The organism is Alteromonas sp. ABH4_454, from assembly GCF_056311775.1.
Map to the genome: position 1 here is coordinate 2998439 of NZ_CM149972.1, position 20029 is coordinate 3018467.

19 protein-coding genes are annotated in these 20029 nt (G+C 42.5%); 9 read left to right on the forward strand and 10 right to left on the reverse strand.

What is annotated here, in order from left to right; all coding sequences use genetic code 11:
- Positions 1-21: 21 nt before the first annotated feature.
- Positions 22-390 (reverse strand): PDZ domain-containing protein, encoded by a 369-nt coding sequence (locus ACYX4W_RS13100; RefSeq protein WP_476073482.1) that lies wholly within the window; start codon positions 388-390, stop codon positions 22-24.
- Entirely contained in the window at positions 377-1855 is a 1479-nt protein-coding gene (locus ACYX4W_RS13105; protein WP_476073483.1) for a M61 family metallopeptidase, read from the reverse strand. The genes ACYX4W_RS13100 and ACYX4W_RS13105 overlap by 14 nt, the downstream gene beginning before the upstream one ends.
- Positions 1856-2045: 190 nt before the next feature.
- On the opposite strand from ACYX4W_RS13105, the gene ACYX4W_RS13110 reads away from it, so the two are divergent.
- From ACYX4W_RS13110 to ACYX4W_RS13125, 4 genes are all read left to right on the forward strand, one after another.
- Entirely contained in the window at positions 2046-2729 is a 684-nt protein-coding gene (locus ACYX4W_RS13110; RefSeq protein ID WP_476073484.1) for a PilZ domain-containing protein, read from the forward strand.
- Positions 2730-2792: 63 nt separating this feature from the next.
- Complete coding sequence (locus ACYX4W_RS13115) at positions 2793-3254, forward strand: Mpo1 family 2-hydroxy fatty acid dioxygenase (RefSeq protein WP_179983429.1); 462 nt, start codon at positions 2793-2795, stop codon at positions 3252-3254.
- Positions 3255-3394: 140 nt separating this feature from the next.
- Positions 3395-4468, forward strand: a complete 1074-nt coding sequence (locus ACYX4W_RS13120; RefSeq protein WP_474825569.1) for a sensor histidine kinase — start codon at positions 3395-3397, stop codon at positions 4466-4468.
- Between the two features lies 1 nt (position 4469).
- Positions 4470-5297: a LytR/AlgR family response regulator transcription factor gene (locus ACYX4W_RS13125; RefSeq protein WP_179983431.1), complete on the forward strand. Its 828-nt coding sequence runs from the start codon at positions 4470-4472 to the stop codon at positions 5295-5297.
- Between the two features lie 137 nt (positions 5298-5434).
- On the opposite strand, the gene ACYX4W_RS13130 is transcribed toward ACYX4W_RS13125, so the two are convergent.
- On the reverse strand, positions 5435-6439 hold the full coding sequence (locus ACYX4W_RS13130; protein ID WP_476073485.1) for an ATP-dependent 6-phosphofructokinase: 1005 nt from the start codon (positions 6437-6439) through the stop codon (positions 5435-5437).
- 214 nt (positions 6440-6653) lie between these two features.
- Here ACYX4W_RS13130 and ACYX4W_RS13135 point away from each other — a divergent pair, with 214 nt between their 5' ends.
- On the forward strand, positions 6654-7496 hold the full coding sequence (locus ACYX4W_RS13135) for a DUF6279 family lipoprotein (protein WP_476073486.1): 843 nt from the start codon (positions 6654-6656) through the stop codon (positions 7494-7496).
- Between the two features lie 142 nt (positions 7497-7638).
- On the opposite strand, the gene ACYX4W_RS13140 is transcribed toward ACYX4W_RS13135, so the two are convergent.
- The 3 genes from ACYX4W_RS13140 to ACYX4W_RS13150 all read right to left on the reverse strand — a co-directional run bounded on the left by ACYX4W_RS13140 (position 7639) and on the right by ACYX4W_RS13150 (position 11666).
- The gene (locus tag ACYX4W_RS13140; RefSeq protein WP_476073487.1) at positions 7639-8460 is read right to left on the reverse strand and encodes a TIGR03915 family putative DNA repair protein; all 822 of its coding nucleotides are present in this window, start codon (positions 8458-8460) and stop codon (positions 7639-7641) included.
- A gap of 51 nt (positions 8461-8511) precedes the next feature.
- Entirely contained in the window at positions 8512-9753 is a 1242-nt protein-coding gene (locus ACYX4W_RS13145) for a putative DNA modification/repair radical SAM protein (protein WP_476073488.1), read from the reverse strand.
- Positions 9754-10025: 272 nt separating this feature from the next.
- Positions 10026-11666, reverse strand: coding sequence for a response regulator (locus ACYX4W_RS13150; protein WP_476073489.1), 1641 nt, complete (start codon positions 11664-11666; stop codon positions 10026-10028).
- A 121-nt stretch (positions 11667-11787) separates the two neighbouring features.
- Between ACYX4W_RS13150 and ACYX4W_RS13155 the strand changes: the two genes are divergently transcribed.
- The 4 genes from ACYX4W_RS13155 to ACYX4W_RS13170 all read left to right on the forward strand — a co-directional run bounded on the left by ACYX4W_RS13155 (position 11788) and on the right by ACYX4W_RS13170 (position 16066).
- Complete coding sequence (locus tag ACYX4W_RS13155) at positions 11788-12360, forward strand: VC2046/SO_2500 family protein (protein WP_476073490.1); 573 nt, start codon at positions 11788-11790, stop codon at positions 12358-12360.
- Positions 12361-12438: 78 nt separating this feature from the next.
- Entirely contained in the window at positions 12439-13434 is a 996-nt protein-coding gene (gene trhO, locus ACYX4W_RS13160) for an oxygen-dependent tRNA uridine(34) hydroxylase TrhO (protein ID WP_476073491.1), read from the forward strand.
- 52 nt (positions 13435-13486) lie between these two features.
- Complete coding sequence (locus ACYX4W_RS13165) at positions 13487-13735, forward strand: EF-hand domain-containing protein (protein WP_474856335.1); 249 nt, start codon at positions 13487-13489, stop codon at positions 13733-13735.
- 471 nt (positions 13736-14206) lie between these two features.
- A complete protein-coding gene (locus tag ACYX4W_RS13170) occupies positions 14207-16066 on the forward strand; it encodes a DUF4209 domain-containing protein (RefSeq protein ID WP_476073492.1) in 1860 nt (619 codons plus the stop codon).
- A gap of 200 nt (positions 16067-16266) precedes the next feature.
- Here the strand turns inward: ACYX4W_RS13170 and ACYX4W_RS13175 are convergent, their stop codons facing one another.
- The 4 genes from ACYX4W_RS13175 to ACYX4W_RS13190 form a co-directional block, all read right to left on the reverse strand.
- On the reverse strand, positions 16267-16800 hold the full coding sequence (locus ACYX4W_RS13175) for a hypothetical protein (protein ID WP_476073493.1): 534 nt from the start codon (positions 16798-16800) through the stop codon (positions 16267-16269).
- A 235-nt stretch (positions 16801-17035) separates the two neighbouring features.
- On the reverse strand, positions 17036-18361 hold the full coding sequence (locus tag ACYX4W_RS13180) for a DEAD/DEAH box helicase (RefSeq protein ID WP_476073494.1): 1326 nt from the start codon (positions 18359-18361) through the stop codon (positions 17036-17038).
- Between the two features lie 297 nt (positions 18362-18658).
- Entirely contained in the window at positions 18659-19312 is a 654-nt protein-coding gene (locus ACYX4W_RS13185; protein WP_269917095.1) for a CoA transferase subunit B, read from the reverse strand.
- Entirely contained in the window at positions 19312-20019 is a 708-nt protein-coding gene (locus ACYX4W_RS13190) for a CoA transferase subunit A (RefSeq protein ID WP_476073495.1), read from the reverse strand. The genes ACYX4W_RS13185 and ACYX4W_RS13190 overlap by 1 nt, the downstream gene beginning before the upstream one ends.
- Positions 20020-20029 lie beyond the last annotated feature (10 nt).

The window sequence follows — 20029 nt, forward strand, 5'->3', positions numbered from 1 at the left end:
TGCGTTGCCTTATTAACCTAATCACTTATTGGATTTACCTAACCACTGATTAAGTTTCTCTTCATTGGTAATTTCAAAGTACGCCATTTCCTGTCTAGCCCGAGTGACTTCAAGAGGCAGGGTTAAAAGTCGCCCATCGCGGATAAGCGTTATGTCTACCGTCGATGTCTGCGCGTTATCCAATAAGCGTTGTAGCTTTTGAGCATTAACAATATGGCCGTCTAGAGCAATTATCACATCGTTAAGAAGAATACCTGCCTTCATCGCAGCTAGACCTTCAAATACCTGAACTACCGTTAGTCCAAACGTTGCGGCTTTTAACGTGGCGCCAAGCTGGTTCTTGATTGAAGGATGCTGTGAAACCCCGCCTTTATCTTCAGTCTGACACACGTGCACGGGTGCTGAAGTTAACGCCCATACAAGAAACCAGTGAAGCTAATTCAACATCGTCTGTGCCATAAACAACACGGTCTAAATAGTCTGAAACATCAATGCCGAAATGCGTGTCGCAAAGTGTCTGAATCACGTTATCGGGTGTGCCACACTCGTCAATACCATAGTGCTTCCACAGCAGTTGCATTACGTTGTCTAAGCTTACTTGGTTGTTTGATCTTTCGCGAAGCAGCAAATCTAGACCAAGGGCAATAATGCCGCCCTTAGTGTAATAACTGACGATGTTGTTGGTAGCGCTCGCATCCTGCTTGTAAAACTTTGTCCAAGCGTCAAAGCTACTTTCAGCTGCGCTTTGTTTGAAGCGCCCAGCGTTTTGTAACAGTCGACTGATATTTTGAGCCACAATATCTAGGTATTTTTGAGGCTCAATAACACCAGCTCTTGCTAGGGTTACGTCATCATAAAAGCTTGTAAAACCTTCATAAATCCAAAGCTGATTGGTGTAGGTTTCCTGAGATAAATCAGGTTTAACCATCACCTCAGGTTTGATGCGCTTCACATGCCATGTATGAAAGAATTCATGGCTACACAAACTTAAGAAAGTTATGTAGCTGTCGGTTTTGTTTTCACCTTCACCAATCTGTGGCAAATCAAAACGTGGATAAAGAAGGGCGGTTGAGTGCTTATGCTCTAAACCACCAAAGCCGTTATCGGCAAGCAAAGTCATAAACAGATAATTATTTATGGGTTGTGGAGCACCAAACAAATCCAAGTGATGCTTGCAAATAGGTGTGAGGTCTCTAGCTATGCGCGGGTAATCGATATTGTTGTTTCCAGAGAAAAGCAACGTAAAAGTAATACCGTCTACGTCGAAGCTGTGGGTGTCTGCAATACCAACGTAAATAGGGTGGTCGATGAGTTCATCGTAATTCTTTTCGGCATAATGCCAGCGCTTCGAACTCATACTTTCGCTGCGAATTGGCATAGAGGTGTAAGCCTTCCAATTTACGGTAGATGGGTCACTATCATCGAGTTCAATGTCTAGTTCGCAGGCTGATTGCTCAAAACCGGAAACGCGTAAAAACGCACTCGTGCCATTTATAAATGCGTACTGATCGTTCATGAAGGCAGAGCGAATTGACAAATCATTGGCATAAACCGTGTAGTTAACGGTGCAAGGTTTACCGTCAGTTTCAACGCGCCACGTTTGTTTATCGAGCTTAGTTACGGGAATATGGTTAGCGTTTTCGCCGCTAGCATTCTCTATGCGGCGGTCACTTGACTTAGCACTTAACCTAACTATGCTTTTCGCAAAGTCGCGAACCATGTAGCTTCCTGGGATCCAGCTTGGAAGAGTAAGTGTTAGCGATGAATCGTTATGTTCAGGAATGTGTAGCGCAACAGTAAATTGGTGTGCACGCCAATTTGAAATAGTTAACGTATAGTGAAGAGCAGAAGGCATAGACGTCCAAAAGGGTAAAAATACTATACCTTAACTATATCAACCTATTAGGTTAATCCCAATAGATTAGGAACCACCCTGTAGATTTTTACGACTTATAGAAGTCGGTTTACCATCATAGTATTGATAAGTTTTGGTTTGATGCGTAAATTGGACGAACTTATATTAAATCCAGCAATAACAAGTACAAATGGCTGACAAAATTCAAAGCGACTTACTGAGCGAAGATAATTTGGAATCGTTGCGAACGCTAGTACCTGGCGATGTCGTCGACTTACAAATTGCGATGCCCGCTGCCCCGAAGCGTGTAAAAACAGACTACGTAGGCATGCTTACTGATGAGTGCCTGCTTTTTCATATACCCACCTCGGCCAAGTGGATAACCGTTCGCGATGCACTCACCGTAGGTAATGAGGTTGTCGTTCGTTCCATACTTGAAGGTGATACTGGCCAAGTGATTGCCTTTAAAGTAAAAGTGTTAAAGTTGCTCGCTAAGCCTTCAGGTTTACTTATTACAACCTTTCCTAAACGGATTGAAAGTATTGGGCTTCGTGCAGCTAAGCGCGCGCAATTAGGCGTATCTGTAACATTGGAATCTGAGGTGTATCCAGATGATGAAAATGTGACAGGTATAATCATTGATTTAAGTGAAAAAGGATGCAAAGTAGCACTTCAGGTTAAGCCAAATTGGCCTGTAATGCTTGATGAAGCCGAAGTTCGGCTAAACTATTCGTTAGACGGTAAAGAAGTAGCCCTTACAGCAAGGGTAAAAAACCATAAGCATGAAAGCGATATGGTTTATTATGGGCTCGCCTTTACCTGTGATGAAAAACTGATAAAAACGCTGTTGTCCCGACATACATTGTTGACCTAGTGGTTCGTTAAACGTGTTTACGGGGCGATTTAGATAATTATTAAAACAGGCAAAGGGGCAGGTATGAGAAGCATTGAGCGGCTTTTAATGCAGTATGGCGAAAGCCACCAAAACAAAACGAACGTTATCATTCACGCTATCGCCGTACCAAGTATATACTTCGTTTCTATTGGCTTGCTGTGGAGCTTGCCGGTACCTGATTTTATTGCCCAGTTTGATATAACCTGGGCACACATTATTGCAGTCCCCGTGCTCTATTATTACTTCATGTTGTCTGGGCCAATAGGTGCAGCAATGACACTGCTTACCATATTGTGCTTTGGTGCCGTTAATACGTTAGAGCACTTTAATATCTCAGTATGGTTATTCTCCTTAGTTTTGTTTGTTGTCATGTGGGTATTGCAGTTTATTGGGCACCATATAGAAGGCAAAAAACCATCGTTCTTCGAAGATCTGCGCTTTCTGTTAGTTGGCCCCGCCTGGTGGTGGGTTCACTGGCTTAAGAGAATGAACATAAGCTATTAATATAAGCAACGTTCTATTGAAAAATGCTTAATTTCAAGAATTTGCCCTGCGACCAGAGGTATAAGGTGTACGACCAAGCCGCTTGGGTCACAGCTGGGCTGGCGTATAATCTTCTTATTAGTTTTTAAATTGGTAATATTGTGAGTCGCTTTCAGCGTGTAATAGAAAGTAATGAGCGGTTATTTTGGACGTTGCACAGCGCAGGCTGGGCAGGGTTTGCGATAATTTATTACATCGGTTCGTTTCTTCATGATGTAAGGCCCATTTGGGTTTTTATAATCATGCTTAATGCCTATGCAGGGTGGTTGTTAACTATTCCACTGCGCTACGTTTATCGTTGGGCAAGGAAACAATCGCCGCTAAACATGATCATAATAGTGATAGTGTCATGTTATCTAATAGCGTTATTATGGGCAGTAGTGAAAAACATTAACTACTGGGAAATATATAAACACGGATATCGCCCAGATGAATGGTATATGTATTTCACCAACACCATTAACTCACTGATAATGGTCGGCTGCTGGAGTGGTGTGTACTTCGGCATCAAAAACTTTCAGATGCTGCAAAAAGAAAAGCAAAATGCGCTAAAAGCCAGCACCATGGCGCACCAAGCGCATATCAAAATGCTTCGCTACCAGCTTAATCCGCATTTTCTTTTTAATACGCTGAACGCTATTTCTACCCTTATCCTTTTGAAAGAAAATGATACGGCGGAGGCTATGGTCTCGCGCTTAAGTGATTTCTTGCGCTACTCGCTAGATAATGACCCGATAAAACGCGTCCCGTTAGGTCAAGAGATAAAGGCGTTAAGACTTTATCTTGAAATAGAAAAAGTGCGTTTTGATGATAGGTTGGATGTACAGTGGGATATTGATGAAGGCTGCGAAAGTGCTCTTGTACCTAGTATGATCTTGCAGCCAATTATTGAAAATTCAATAAAGCATGCCATATCTAAGATGGAAAATGGTGGTCGTATTTCCATAACGGCACGTACGTTTGGTAATGATTTATTAATGGACGTGGCTGATAACGGCCCAGGTGCAGATATCAAAGATGGCAACCTTAGCCGTGAAAATGGTGTGGGCTTAGCCAATATAAAAGAGCGTTTGCAATCCCTTTATCATCGCAATTTTGCATTCTCTATAGAACACAATCAGCCTTCCGGTGTGCGGGTTAGAATTCGCATACCGTATGAAGTTAAGGACGTATAACATGACAAAGCAAGTGATTAAAACCATTGTAGTGGACGACGAACCTTTAGCGCGCAGAGGCCTTCGTGCTAGGTTGGAACGTCATGATGATGTACAGGTTCTTGCAGAATGTCAGAACGGTCTTGAAGCTGTGAGCAGTATTTCTCAGCATCGTCCAGACTTAGTGTTTTTAGACATTCAAATGCCGGGTTTAAATGGCTTTCAAGTTATTCACAAGCTTCGTGAATTAAAGCAGCCAATACCAATGATTGTTTTTGTAACTGCCTACGACAACTATGCGATTAAGGCTTTTGACATACACGCGCTGGACTATCTATTAAAGCCCGCAGACGATGAGCGTCTTGGCGCTGCATTAGACAAGGTTCGTGAATACTTCTCAACACAACATCAAGATGAGCAGTCTCAAAAGTTGGTGAGCCTAGTGGCTGAACTAACCGGTGATGATTGCGAGGAAATTCTACGTAAATTAGCTAGCGGAGAGCCGGTTGAGACGAACCCTTACCCTGATGTTTTAGCAATTAAGGATGGTTCAGAAGTAACCCGTGTAAATGTACAAGACATTCAATGGATTGATGCGGCAGGGGATTATATGTGCGTACACGCACTTGATGGCATGCACATAATGCGTAAAACCATGAAAGAGCTTGAGCAAGAACTAAACCCGCAATTTTTCGTTCGCGTGCACCGTTCCGCCATAGCTAATATTCGTTTTGTTAAAAAGCTAGTCAGTCACATCAGTGGCGAGTATCACTTAATACTCCAAAACGATACAGAACTTAAGGTAAGCCGCAGTCATCGCGACAAAGTCAAAGCGGCTATGAAAATGTAATCTAGCTTAAGTGGTAAAATAATAGCTGAGGCGTTGTTTGAAATAGACAACGCCTTTTTTGTTTGTGCCTTTGAGTAACTAACTATGCGGATTGGTATAAGCTTTTTACTTTCAAATTACCGCCTCTAACCGTCAATTCAGTTACCACTGTATCGCTCATTCATAAGCGTACGCATAGCGTCAACACGGGCCTGGTTTAGAGGTTTGGTATCTTCCCACGTTTTATTGAGAGGCACAGTAACAGGGCGTTGATTTACTTCACCCACCATAATGTTGGTAATGTCGCTACCGACTAGACTTATAGCGAATTCTCCGAGCGTCGTTGCGAGCAACCTGTCTTGGGCAACAGGCGAACCACCACGCTGAACATGGCCTAAGGTTACCGGCCTGACGTCACAAATATCGTGGCTTTGTAATGCCTCAGTAAGGCCAGGTAAGCCATTTGGCCATACGTTTTCAGCAACAACAACGATGAAACTAACTGGCCCTTTTAACGCACGCTGGGCTTTTATCTGGGCGACAAGCTTTTCTATCTCTTTGTCAGCAGAATCGAAAAACTCCGGTACCACGACATAGTCAGCCGCAGAAGAAAGAGCAGCATTCAATGCTAAAAAGCCTGCGTTTCTGCCCATGACTTCTATAAGGAATATACGCTCGAATGCATCTGCAGTATCTCGAACTTTATCGATAGAACTCATGGCCGTGTCTATAGCAGTAAAATAGCCGATGGTTGCGTCTGTGCCGCTAATATCGTTATCTATCGTACCGGGTATCCCCAAAATTTGGCCGTCCCATTCTTTCCCTAGTTCAGCGGCACCACGAAACGAGCCATCGCCGCCAATCACAATAAGCGTATCAATCTCTGCCTTCATTAAGTTGTTAGCAGCTTTTTTAATTCCTTCTTGGCTCTTAAGCTCTTTACACCTTGCGCTGTGTAGTATGGTACCGCCTTGTTGAATCAAGTTGTGAGTAGAGTCGAGTGAAAGGGGAATATACTCTTGTTGCAACAGTCCATTATAACCATGCTTATAGCCAATCAGCGTATGATTAGCTTTCTGGCACGCAATAATAGCAGCACGTATACATGCGTTCATACCTGGTGCGTCGCCACCAGAGGTTAAAATTGCGACACGTTTTGACACATTAAAGTCCTTCTTTGTACCTGCATTACAGTTAAGGTAACGTTAAGGTAACAAGACGTAAAGTGAACATCTGTATTGTGAAGAATTTAAATAACTTAAAATAATAAAGCAGCACAATGTCGCAAGCGCTTCACTATTTACGATTACTATTTAATTGAAGTTATAAATAAGCGAATTTGCAGTAAATAACGTAGCTAACAAAAAAGGATGAGTTATGCGTGTACTGGTAGTATTTATTTCTGTTGTGTTTCTTGCTTCATGCAGTTCCAAACTGGCCTACAACAACTTGGATTGGTGGGTTTACTGGTACATGGACGACTATATTGAGCTTAAAGATGCACAAGAAGATAAATTTGATGACTATCTTCAAAACTGGCTTCGCTGGCACAAAACCTCTGAGCTTAAACGTTACCAGGCTCAACTCACCGATATTAAACGTCAAATTAAAGAAGGGCGCTTAGATTCAGATACTGTCCTTGAGCATCTCGCAAACGCAAGAACGCATTGGGAAAGAGTGCGTGATGAAGTTAGCCCTGAATTGGCAGAAATAGCAAAAACGCTCGATGACGAGCAAGTCGTTACGCTTTTCGCCGCGCTTGAGAAAGATAACAAAGAGGAAGAAGAGGAGCGCAAAGAGTCGTTAGAAAAGTCTGAAGAAGAGCGGTTAGAAGATCGTATTGAGCGCATAGAGGAGACTATAAGTGAACGCATAGGGAAGCTAACTAGCGAACAAAAGCAAATCGTGGCCACGTACTCTTCGCAATTCATTTCCACAGGGGGGGAGTGGCTAACCTATCGCAGAGCGATACAAAATGCGGCACGAAAGCTATTTGTAACTCGTAAATTTAACGATAATTTCGAGGCGGAACTGGTTGACCTAATGCAAAACCCAGATCGCTATAAAAGCGATCTTTATAAGCAAAGTAGCGCCCATAATATGACCGTTAGTGCTACGTTGATATCCGAGCTTTTTTCCACCCTAACTGACAAGCAGCGAGAAACTCTTATCGAAAATATAGACGACCTGATTGATACTGTAGACAACTTCAGAGACTAAGTTGGTTCTTACAGCGCCAGTGCTAGTCCACAGTTAAACCAACGTATAATCAAAGCTTGGTCCACAGTTAACGGGCTAAGCTCTGTTGTATCAGCTCAGTTGTATTAGCCTTAGCCCCGTAATATTAGTTCGTTTACATTGGCTAATTTTTGTTACCACAAAGCTTATTACCATCGCTGATCATCTTTCTGGCCCGAGCGTCCGATTGCTTAATCATATCGTCTATTAGCGATGTCTCTGGCATATTTTTCCAATATTTCTTAGGCATTTGATTTAACATCGCGTTTGTTTTGATGCGTGCAGGATTAAATATATTGGCGTAATAGGTCAGCCAGTATTTTTCAATGCGATCATCATCGGGTACAACGCTTGAATCGGGATTATCTTCTAGTACTAGGGTTTTGGTATCCCAATGAGCTGCACGATAGGGCGTTAAAATAGACCACCGCATATTCTTAAATCGGGTTTGGAAGAAGTTAAGCTTTATCTCTAAACTGAAATGCTCGGGTTCATACCATGCAACAAAATGCTCTTTCCCCTCTACGTCTATTTCTCTGAACCTCAAGAAGGCACTCATTTTATAAGCATCACGCTTTACCGCTTTCGCCATGGCAAACAGCTGGATAACATCGTCATCAGTTTTCATTTGAATGAGTTGCTTATTTTCATAAACGACACGCCACAATACTCGGTAACAAAGCGCAAATCGATTTTCATCGTTATGGCATAGAGCGTACTTTAAAAGCATTACCGTAGATTTAGGAATACTAAGGTTGCTTCGCGGCCTTTTTCGCGGCCTTTTGCTTTCGCATGGCTCAGCACCACTACCGAACAGATCGTCTTGTACTGAATGAGCGCTCTGCCAAATAATATGTTCAGGGGAGATACGCTCAGCAATGCACTCTCGAGAGGCTTCCCGCCATTCATCAAAGCCAGGTACTGAAGTAATGGTAATGGTCTTCATATAAAGCTACCTTTTAGACTAGGGCTAAACTTAGCTGCATTAACAACCCACTCAAGCGCTAAACAACTCAAACTGTTTAGGCTGTTTAAACTGAAGCTCGAAATTATTACTGTCGAGTAAATGGATATCAGGGAAGTAATCTCCAACACTGATAAAAGGCTTCAACTTTTTAAGAGGTAGCCGCATTTTAGTAAGGTCGATCCAGTTGAGCTTTGTATTACGCCTTATTGATAAAATCTTTTGTACCGTTCGCGCTCCAAGACCGGGAACGCGCAGCAGCATCTGCTTGTCCGCTTTATTTAAATCAATAGGAAATAGGTGACGGTTACGTAATGCCCATGCAAGCTTCGGGTCATAGTCCATATCTAACATGTCGTCTTGCAAGATTTCATCTAGGCCAAAACCGTAAAAGCGTAAAAGCCAATCCGCTTGATACAGGCGGTGTTCTCGTATCAATGGCGCAGGTTTTAGTGGTAAAACTTCCGAAGCATCAGGAATAGGGGAAAATGCTGAGTAATAGACACGTCGAAGTTTTTGATCGCTGTAGAGCTTAACGCTTGTACCTAAAATGGTTTTATCGTTTGACCCATCGGCACCTATAATCATTTGGGTAGACTGCCCTCCAGGTGCAAAACGGGGAGGGCGTTTGCCCGAATATGTTTTGTCTATTTTATGCTCAGCGATTTTTTCTTTTAACGTGTTCATCGAACCGTGAATATCGCCAAGATCTTTCTCTGGTGCATATTTGTTTAGCGAAGACTGTGTAGGCATTTCCACATTAATACTAAGTCTATCAGCATAAAGACCCGCTTCTGCTTGTAGTTCTGGCGACGCATTCGGGATAGTTTTAAGGTGAATATATCCTTTAAACCCGTGATCAAGACGTAGCGATTTAGCAATACGTACCATGCTTTCCATAGTGATATCGGGCGAACCCACAATTCCAGAGCTTAAAAACAAACCCTCAATGTAATTGCGCTTATAAAAATTTAGGGTTAAATCTACCGTTTCTTTGACTGTAAATCGCGCCCGTTGAACATTGCTTGAAACCCTATTAATGCAATAATGGCAATCATAAATACAGTAGTTTGTCATAAGGATCTTAAGCAGCGAAACACATCTCCCATCAGGTGTGAAGCTATGGCATATTCCCGAGCCACCAGTAAGCGAACCTATACCGGTCTTTTCGGTTTTCCCAGCTTGTCGTTTACCTGCTGAACCACTGGCGCAAGACGCGTCGTACTTGGCCGCATCGGAAAGAATTTCAAGTTTTTGTATCAGTCTGTCATGCATCGCCGATGTTTACTTCCTTTAACCAATTACATTCAAGCAGCCTAGTATTTTTCACCAAATCATGGATACGGGAATTTTTTTGGCCATAGGCTACGTGGTATTGCGTTATAGCATGTATATATATACAGTACAATTAATCACGGCGACAGAAGGGTAAGATTTAATGTTAGCCTAAGCAGGCTATGGCATAGATGCATGGGTTTATGGGCATGAATTACCAGTGATAATAAAGGTAGGTTTGCTTTTAAAAGAACCTAATATGTCACTGGATTTCAAAAGCCAATATACTTAGAAAGTTCATCTCGAATGTTTTCGTACTTTTCTTTGTACGGCGCTTTGAGCGTCATGTCATCAATAAGCTTAAATAAACGCTTACATTCGTTTATTAACTTCATTTCCGCCTTATCTTCTTTTATGGCTATCTGAAGAAGACATTGAAGCAAGTTAAGTACGACACCAGTGTTAACAGGTGCGAAACCCTGAGCAAGCGCAAACGAGGCTTTAGCGCGCTCAAAGTCTTGTTGCTGGTAGTGTTGAATGCCTTCACGGTTAAACTGCTGATAACTAGCAAGGCTTTTTTGTGCTTTTTGCGCTTGTGTCTTTAGCATGTAAGAACTATTTTGGTCGAGTTCTTCACCTCTCGATGAAAGTAGAGAATTCAACTGCAGCGCGTCGTCGAACTCTCCTAGTTTGTACATAACGTTAATGCTATCTGGAATAAACGCTGTAGGTACTTCTACGTATTTATCATCAAGCTGTATTTGCGATGTATTCAGATGACGCTTTGCATCAATGAGTTTCCCATCAATTGCGCTTATTCTTGCATTTACAATATTGCCAAATATTTCTACGTCGAACTCCCTGTCGATTCTATATAGATGCTCATCGAACTTACCTCGCTGTAACGTAAGTAACGCTTCTTGCTGATACTTATTGCGCTGGCTTTTGTCATCAGCTGATTCAGCAACATCAAGTAGGCTGCGTATCATTGTGCACCAATGTAAGCTTGCTTTGTGCACAGTGCGTTTTGATAGGTTCCAAATTGCTTGGCTAGAGTTGGCTGCTAGCACTAAATCGTCATTTTCCCGACCAATTTCACAAGCTTTAAAATGACGAGGTAATGAAAAGGGCGACAGCTTGATAGCTTCCTTAATTGCATCTAGGGCTTTTTCACCCGCTTCCAAGGCGTGGTGTGCTTGCGCAAGAATATCATGAGCATCAGCATTGAATCGGTTGCGTTTTAACGTTTTCTTGGCAATAGATATCGCTTTTTCATAATCGTTCAACAGCAAGTAGGTTCTACCTATTGCTATTTGTGCCCATAGTACAGGTCTACCTTCGATATACTCTTTTAATACATCTAAAGCTTTTTGAGGTTGAGAGATGCGCCAATAGAGTTCAACTAGCAGTTGTTCGCAGTGTCCTTTGTAGTGCTGGGGGTTTTCTAAAAGAGTCTCAATATGATCTACGGCGCTATTGTATTCACCTTGCTCTATTAAGTTGAACGCTTGCTGAAGAAATTGTCGTTTTTGCCATGCACGAACAATGCGAGACTTTAACTGTACTTGTGAGAAGGGCTTTATTAGAAAATCGTCTGGGCGGCGTTCAATACTGCCAAGCACAACCGGTCGAGCACTATCAGCACTGATAAGAATAAATACTGAGGTGGGGTTAATAAGCCTTCGCGTGCGCAACTCTTCTATGAGTTCATAGCCATTTTTGGTATCAGCGCCCAAGTGTAAGTCACAAATGACAATATCAAATTTATGTTTTTTACAAAGCGATACTGCCTGTTCAGCAGAAGACTTAGTGACAACATCAGACGCACCCATTGAATGCATTAGCCCTTTCAAAAGAAGAAGGAAAGGACGTTGGTCCTCAACAATCAGTACTTGTTTGTTGCTAAATTGCATTTCGAATCCGTGAATAAACCCGCTATCAGTAATTAGAAGTATATCTAACTTTAGAAAATAAGCTTAAGAAAAACATTATCTTGCCGACAACATACGTATACAACAACAGCATTGTGTACGTATGTCGCCAGATTTAGCCTCAGCAAGTGAACAAACAACACTAGACCCCAGTATTTACTGGGAGCGAAGTGGTGTACTTGCTCGAGCGTCATCGCAGGGGGCCTTGTTCTCGTTATACCTTGCAATGCAGCAACATAGCGTAGCTGAGCCGTTTGAAATTGAAGCGGCAACGTCAGACGCTGACACCGCGAATAGTATAGAGGCACAACTTGCGGCGTTAAATCACTACAGGCGACCGTCGTTGTCGGTCAGCGAAAATGAGTGGACAGACATGCATGTGCACTCAAATTTAGTCGCTACTGACTATGAAAGTGCACGCCTTTTTCTTAGTATGAATCCCGCGCCGTTAGCTCAAACCGATGACGCAAAACGCATCCCCGATGACGTTGTAGACAACTGCAGCCTAGCTACCCAGAAACGATTGAAAAAGCAGTATGACAACGCCATAAAAGAAGATAATACGTTACTTTACGATGTTATATCTTCTCAAGGCGACGCCGATGACGAGAAATATGGGAAAGATAAGCACCAAGCTACAACGCCAGACTTTTCTTCATTTGAAAATATCGCCTAGTTTTTAACGCTCAGTTTTGTTATATTCCGCGCCGCATTTTTGCACTGGTCTTACGCTCCAATCAGCAAAGGTTAAAATATGTCTAAATATATTGTTTGCGCAATGTATAAATTTGTTGCGCTTGAAAACTTTAAAGAAATCCGCCAGCCGCTTCTAGAAGCTATGGAAGCAAATGGTATCAAAGGTACACTTCTTCTTGCCCACGAAGGCATTAATGGCACTGTTTCAGGTACTCGCGAGGGTATCGACGCATTGCTCGCTTATCTGAATAGCGATGAACGTATCAATCCTATCTCTTACAAAGAATCACTTCACGACGAACAGCCGTTCTATCGCACTAAGGTGAAACTTAAAAAAGAAATAGTGACTATGGGCGTTGAAGGTATCGACCCTCGCCAAACCGTAGGTACTTACGTTAAGCCTAAAGACTGGAATGCACTAATAAGCGACCCAGATGTGACGGTAATCGACACCCGAAACGGTTATGAAATAGAAATTGGTACTTTCAAGAACGCCATCGACCCTAAAACCGATACGTTTCGTGAATTCCCAGAATACGTAGAAAAAGAACTCGACCCGTCAAAAAATAAAAAAGTGGCCATGTTCTGTACCGGCGGCATTCGCTGTGAAAAGTCGACAGCCTATTTGAAAGAGCAGGGGTTTGAAGAGGTTTACCACTTAGAAGGCGGCATTTTACAGTATCTTGAAGATGTACCAAAAGAAGAGTCTATGTGGGAAGGCGATTGTTTTGTATTCGATAATCGCGTTGCAGTAAACCACGACCTTGAAAAGAGTCATTACGAACAGTGCTACGCGTGTCGACTTCCTATTACCGCAGAAGACAAACAGAGCGATAAATATGAGCCTGGCGTAAGCTGCCCTCATTGCTACGGCACACATACCGACGACCAAATTGCTCGCTTTAGAGAGCGTGAAAAGCAGGTTCAGTTAGCGAAAGAGCGTCAGCAGGAACACGTAGGTACTGAAGCGCGTTTGACCATGGAACAAAAGCGTAAGGAAAAAGCAGAAGCTCAACGTTTACGCGCACTTAAAGCAAAAGAAAATCAGGCGTAGACAGTCAGAAAGAAGGGCGTTACACTCGTGTTTATTGCAGTTGAAATAAGGAATGCGAGTGGACACTCAACTTTCAGAATCTAAAATTGAAGAAATTAGAAAGGACTTCAGCTTTTTCGATCGTGATGGCAATGGCCAAATCGATTTACCTGAGTTCATCGAGCTTCTAACCGTAATTTCACCAAAGACTAAAGCTAGCCACGTACAGGAAGGCTTTAAGCTTATCGATAGTAACGACGATGGTTACATCGACTTTGAAGAGTTTTTGGAGTGGTGGCAAGAAGGGTGGTGGGAGTACTAAGTTTACTTAGTAACGCAAACCATCACTAAAGCTTTGTGTAGGCTCTTTCGAATGTGTCTTAAAAGCTTATAGTTACCCCAAAAAGAAGACGATAAAACGGGTGCTTTGTAAAGCACCCGTTTTTTATGCCTGAATTTTGCGCTGGTATGAATTGGCTAAATTTAGGTTTACATGTTTATTGTTTGATGGCTGCTTTGAGCGTTTAGCGGACGTTAAATAAACTATTATATTTCTCAATGGCTATTTTCCCCTTATTAATACTAGCAGGCAATTTGCCTGTTTTCTGAAACAGATAAAATGTTAAATTTCAGATCACTATCTGACTAGTAGCAGCTAATTATCAGTGTTATAAATTGTTGCAAAATGTAAACAGGCGATGTAGTGGCAGAAAAAGAGGCAACTTGCCAATTGATAAACTTTTATGCGCCAGAATGATTTGCCAATTTATGGATTAAAGATCAAGGAAGTTGAATGACTGATTTGTTAAATGATGCTCGACAACAATTCATCGCCTGCGAATGGCAGTATGACGTACAACCTGAAAATCATTATGGGTACTCTTCTGTCATGCAAAGCCTTCAGAAGCATGCAAAAGTGAAGGCTGAAGCTGGTTTAGAAGAACAAGCAAAAATTCTTGAATTACTTGGACGTGCTGCATCAATGATGCTTGCTCCTGGCAGCTTAAACGAGCCTTTTAATCCCTATTTTGCAGATTATCAGGCTGGAAGGCGTTCGGCTATTCCTGAAGATTTCACGGTAGATGACTTAGCTTTTTTCGAAGTAATACTGAATGACATAGTTGAGCCTTGGTTGAAGGCAAGGCTAGCGGATTTATTATGGCTGTGTAAAAAGCCAAGAAATCCGGAGCATGCGAAAGTCGCTATAGAGTCTTATATTGTGCACACCATCGATCCTGATACTTGGCATCGTGACATAAATGACTGTTGGGAACGTTCTGCAAGATTATGTATGCAAGTAAAGGACTTTGAGAAGCTAAATGATATCAAGAACCAACTATTTGGAGCATTTGGTATTGAGTATCCAAGTAATAAATTCATGGCTCTACGAATCGCGGGTTTACTGGACAAACTCAAAATAGATCATGAACTCAGAGAAAATATAGCACATGAATTAATGAGATCTGGCACTGGCCTAAAGCGCGAAGGTGATTTCAATTCTGCGAGATCTTATTTGGAGTTGGCGGCAAAGAAATTCCAACAGTGTCGTGATGAGCAAGCCTGGCTGGAGTGTTTGGTTTCGATAGCTGATTGCTTCGAAAAAGAAGCTGATTCTCGATCTGGCGGCAGTAATATGGTCTCCAACTCCTTCTATGAAAATGCAATACAAGCATACCGTCGTATTCCAGTCAAAAATCGTGAGAATTACAACGTCAACAGCAAGATAGAAGTAATTCGTACAAAGATAACAGAATCAGGCAAGGCTTCATTAGATGAAATGGGGCTGGTGAAAACACCGGGAGTGGACATCTCCGATATGGTCGAATCATCAATAGCGCATGTCTCAGGAAAACACTCTATTGAAGAGGCATTAATGTATTTTACCGGACTTTATCCTGGCCCTGAATACCAAAGGCTAGCCGATAGTGCTAAAGAAAGTATGCAGAATAGCCTCCTAGGAAGTCTAATTGGCTCTAGTCACATGAGTGGCGATGGAAGAGTAATCGCAAAAACACCACCAATGAATCTAAATGCAGGTGAAGATGATCCGGCCAACCAAGCAGTTTTACATAGGCAGATTCAGCGGCAATTTTCTATCGAAACTCAGATTACTGTTGAGGGACAAATACTACCAGCTTTAAAACAATTGCTTATGGAGCATAGATTTACGAAAGAACTCATGGAGGCATTGTGTCATCATTCTCCTATTGTTCCGCAAAACCGGAAACACCTTCTAGGTTATGCGTTGTGGCTAGGTTTTGAACACGATTTCGGAAATGCAATTCACCTATTGTGTCCGCAACTCGAACATATCGTTCGTGTTCAATTAAAAGAAGTTGGTGCACATACTAGCAACATAGACCGAAAAGGTATTGAAAACGAAAATGGTTTGAGCACACTGATGGATTTGCCGGATGCAGCGAACATTTTTGGCCAAGATTTAGTTTTTGAAATTAAAAGTGTTTTCACTGATGCTTTGGCTTTCAACTTGCGAAATGAGGTCGCACATGGGCTTTTGGACGACAACTCATCATCATCAATCTCGGCCATATATGCATGGTGGATGATTCTTAGGTTAGTGGTTCGGTCCATGATGCTTGGAGGTCTTCGAAAACCTGAAGGGTTTCCTGAAGGTGGGCAGCCTAGCGAATAATCTGCATAACAAATCAAAGATCTCGGAGTCTGTAAACGACGCCAGTGTTTATGGCGTACGAATGACAGCTTCTGGCACAAATCGGAAGTTTATAGCCTAACCCTTAAAGGTCTGGTGTTTGTCTATAACAGAGCTTTAATCCTTAAGAGGCGAGCGTATATATTGGACGAAGGTAGAAAAGTAAGCCAGCTTAGTAAGAGCTACCATTCAGTACTGTATTTTTTATTAGCTTTGGCAGCCTCGACTTCTAGTGGTGCTTTGTCGTAGCCGAACTCAGCCATATCAAAAAAATGTTGGGTGACAACCTCGTCTAAGCTAGCTCTTTCAATTTGTAACACGTGAACTAACTCATGGGCTAGTTTAGGTCTATTAAGTACGAAGTCCTTGCGCGAGTAAATTGAATAGCCAAAAACTTGTGCGTTATTTATTATGCCTTCTCCAACAAGTCCAACGGCTTCACCAAAAACCTTAAGGGCGAAACTTTCATAAGGGAATGGCACTTCATCCACATAGACGACTCTTACTTTTTCGGGGTGTTTAATGCCTATTTCAGCTGCTAGCGCCAACTCTTGTTCATTTAGCGGTTTACCTATTTCAAGCCCTTTCTGATCAGTTTCATGCGCCCATTCAATGTATTGAGGCAATAAGACACTCGCAATTATTTTTTCATAAAAAAGTACGGAAATAATGAGTACAGCAATGAGTAATATTGAAACGAGTTTTAGTGCTCTCATGTTTATAAAATCCATTTTAAAGAATGGCTTAAGAAGCTTTAAAGGTAATTAGAGTAACGAATAACGCTAGAGGGTAACCTCTCGCTATATATATAAATTAAAGCATGTGTTACGAAGCGATGATAGGGAAAGTGTGTAAGAGAGTGTTGGTTAAGAATAAATGAAGCGATGACCGCCGCTATTAACGCTAGCTATGATAATTAGCGGCGAATTAGTATTAACTATTAAACGTGTTTTACTCTTCGTCGTCCTGCTGTGTATTTCTTGGTTTGCGTTTAACAGGAACCATTCCGATATCTTCACCCAACATGGTGTCAACGCGCTTTTTCACATTTGTTTTAACAGGTTTAGCCACACGCTTTTTACCATTTTGCGCATTAGCTTTTTTCGACACTTTTTTCTTTGGCTTGAAACCCTTGAACGAGGCTGCGAATTCGTCGTGCGGTGAGCACTCTAAAGCATATTGAAGGTGATTCTTAAGCCCTTCAAAGCTGTTCCAATCGCGCGGGCCAATTAAAGAGAAAGCTTCGCCTTTTTGCCCAGCACGCCCAGTACGGCCGATGCGATGAATATACTCATCGGCGTTTTTCGGTAGGTCGAAGTTAACTACCAAGCCAACTTTTGACAGGTCCAGACCACGGGAGGCGAGGTCGGTGGTAACCAAAATACTGTGCTGCCCACGAGCAAATGCACTCATTACTGCTGCGCGTTGGCTTTGTAGCATATCACCACGAAGAGCAATAGCTTCTAAATTCTCTTCGTTAAGCAATGCTGCAATTCTATCGGTATCTTCACGGGTAGCAGTAAATACGATAGCTTGGTTGTAGGTACGTTTGGCCAGCTCAAACTGTAAGATTTGATCTTTGTTATCAACGTTGTCTGCAAAGAAGCACTTCTGCTCAATGTCGCCATGCTCTGCCGTTGAGTCTCCAACAGCAACGCGTACAGCACCTTGGGTCAACTGCGTTGTCATATGCTTAAGCTCAATATTATCGAGCGTGGCAGAAAACAGCATAGTTTGACGTTTTCTGTGATCAGCATAGTCGTTGATCATTTTAAGCTGAGCAGAGAAGCCTAAATCCAACATGCGGTCGGCTTCATCAAAAATTAGTAGTTCTAGACCGTTCAGATACACACTTTTGTCTAAAAGGTGATCGGCAACACGACCAGCTGTACCCACGATGATATGAGGGTTGCGTCGAAGCGCTTTAACTTGGTCGTTGTAGTTTTCGCCGCCCACAATAAGCGAACACGTAAGGTTTAAGCCCGTGCACATTGACTTGGCTTCAATGAAAACTTGTTTAGCGAGTTCACGTGTAGGAGCAAGGATAAGTGCACGCGGGTCTTGTCTGCTTAACGCTTTTTGCGACATTAGCCGGTTTAAAGCAGGTACTAAAAAGGCGAAGGTTTTACCTGACCCTGTTTTTGAAGACGCGATAATATCCTTCCCTTGTATTGCAGGAAGCATAGTACGCTCTTGAATTTCGGTTAGCGTCGAAATGTTTTTCGTTTCGAGCTTTGAAATAATTTTGTGGTGTACAGGTAAATCAGTAACTAGCAAGAAAGGTGAGCCTTTTTAAAAATATCGTTCGCGCGCATTATCCCCTAATGCACACTGTATTAAAAGGCTTATTGCGCCTCACGCTATAAACTCGGGTGTGTGGCACTGATAACGAACAAATAACACCTGTAATCCTGTAATAAGGGGCAGGATAGTTTTAGAATAAACGAATTGGCATGTTGCCTTGTGAGTCGCGCTTACCTTGAACACACAATGTGCTACTTGGTAAGCGCGAGCGATTTAGACGTAATTGTATAATGTTGTATGTAAGCGTTTCATGTGTTTTTGTTGAACGTACTAAAACTGCATCTCTGGTACGTTTTCAGGTACTACAAGGTTTCCACCGGTTTTCTCTTTGATTTCGTCTACGCTCACGCCTGGTGCGCGCTCCTGAAGGACAAAGGCGCCGTCCTCGACGCTCAGCACTGCTAAGTCAGTAATTATGCGTGTGATACAGTTCACGCCGGTTAACGGTAATGTACATTCGCTTAGTAACTTAGGGTTACCGCGTTTATCGGTGTGGGTCATGGTTACAATTATGTTTTTCGCGCCAGCAACAAGGTCCATGGCGCCGCCCATACCTTTAACCAGTTTGCCCGGTATCATCCATGAGGCAATATTGCCCGATACATCAACTTCAAATGCACCTAGCACAGTAAAATCTACGTGTCCGCCACGGATCATGGCAAAGCTCTCGGCACTGTTGAATATCGAAGCGCCGGTTATAGCCGTCACCGTCTCTTTACCTGCGTTTATCATGTCGGCGTCGACTTCACTTTCAGTAGGGTAACGGCCCATTCCTAAAAGGCCGTTTTCCGACTGCAGCATAACGCTGATATCATCGGGGACATAATTAGCCGCAAGGGTAGGGATACCTATGCCTAAATTCACGTAATCGCCATCTTTGAATTCTTGGGCTACGCGCATTGCAATCTGTTCTCTACTAAGCATTATACGGTCTCCTTGCTAACTACACGACGTTCTATACGTTTCTCAAATGACCCTTTAATAACACGGTTTACATATATACCCGGGGTATGGATTTCGCTAGGGTTTAGCTCGCCAGGCTCTACAATTTCTTCTGCTTCTACAACAGTGATCTTGCCGGCAGTTGCCGCCATAGGGTTAAAGTTCTGTGCAGTGTGGCGATAAACACAATTACCGTAGGTATCTGCTTTCCAAGCTTTTACAATTGCAAAGTCGCCAGTAATGGCATGCTCAAGAATATAAGGGCGCCCATCAAACTCTTTAACTTCTTTCCCTTCGCCGACCGGCGTGCCATAACCTGTGGCAGTGTAGAACGCGGGAATTCCTGCGCCACCAGTTCGCATTTTTTCAGCTAACGTGCCTTGTGGGGTAAGTTCAACTTCTAACTCGCCATTAAGCAATTGTTTCTCAAACAATGCATTTTCACCGACATAGGAAGACACCATTTTTGATATTTGTTTATCTTCTAACAATAGGCCTAACCCAAAACCATCCACACCACAATTGTTAGACACTACCGTAAGGCCTGACACTCCCAACGTCTTAATTTGACTAATTAGGCCTTCTGGAATTCCACAAAGGCCGAAGCCTCCAGCAATAACCGTCATCCCGTCTTCAAGGCCTTTCATGGCCTCATCGTACGAGGATACAACTTTGTTAAACCCTGCCATTTCTTATCTC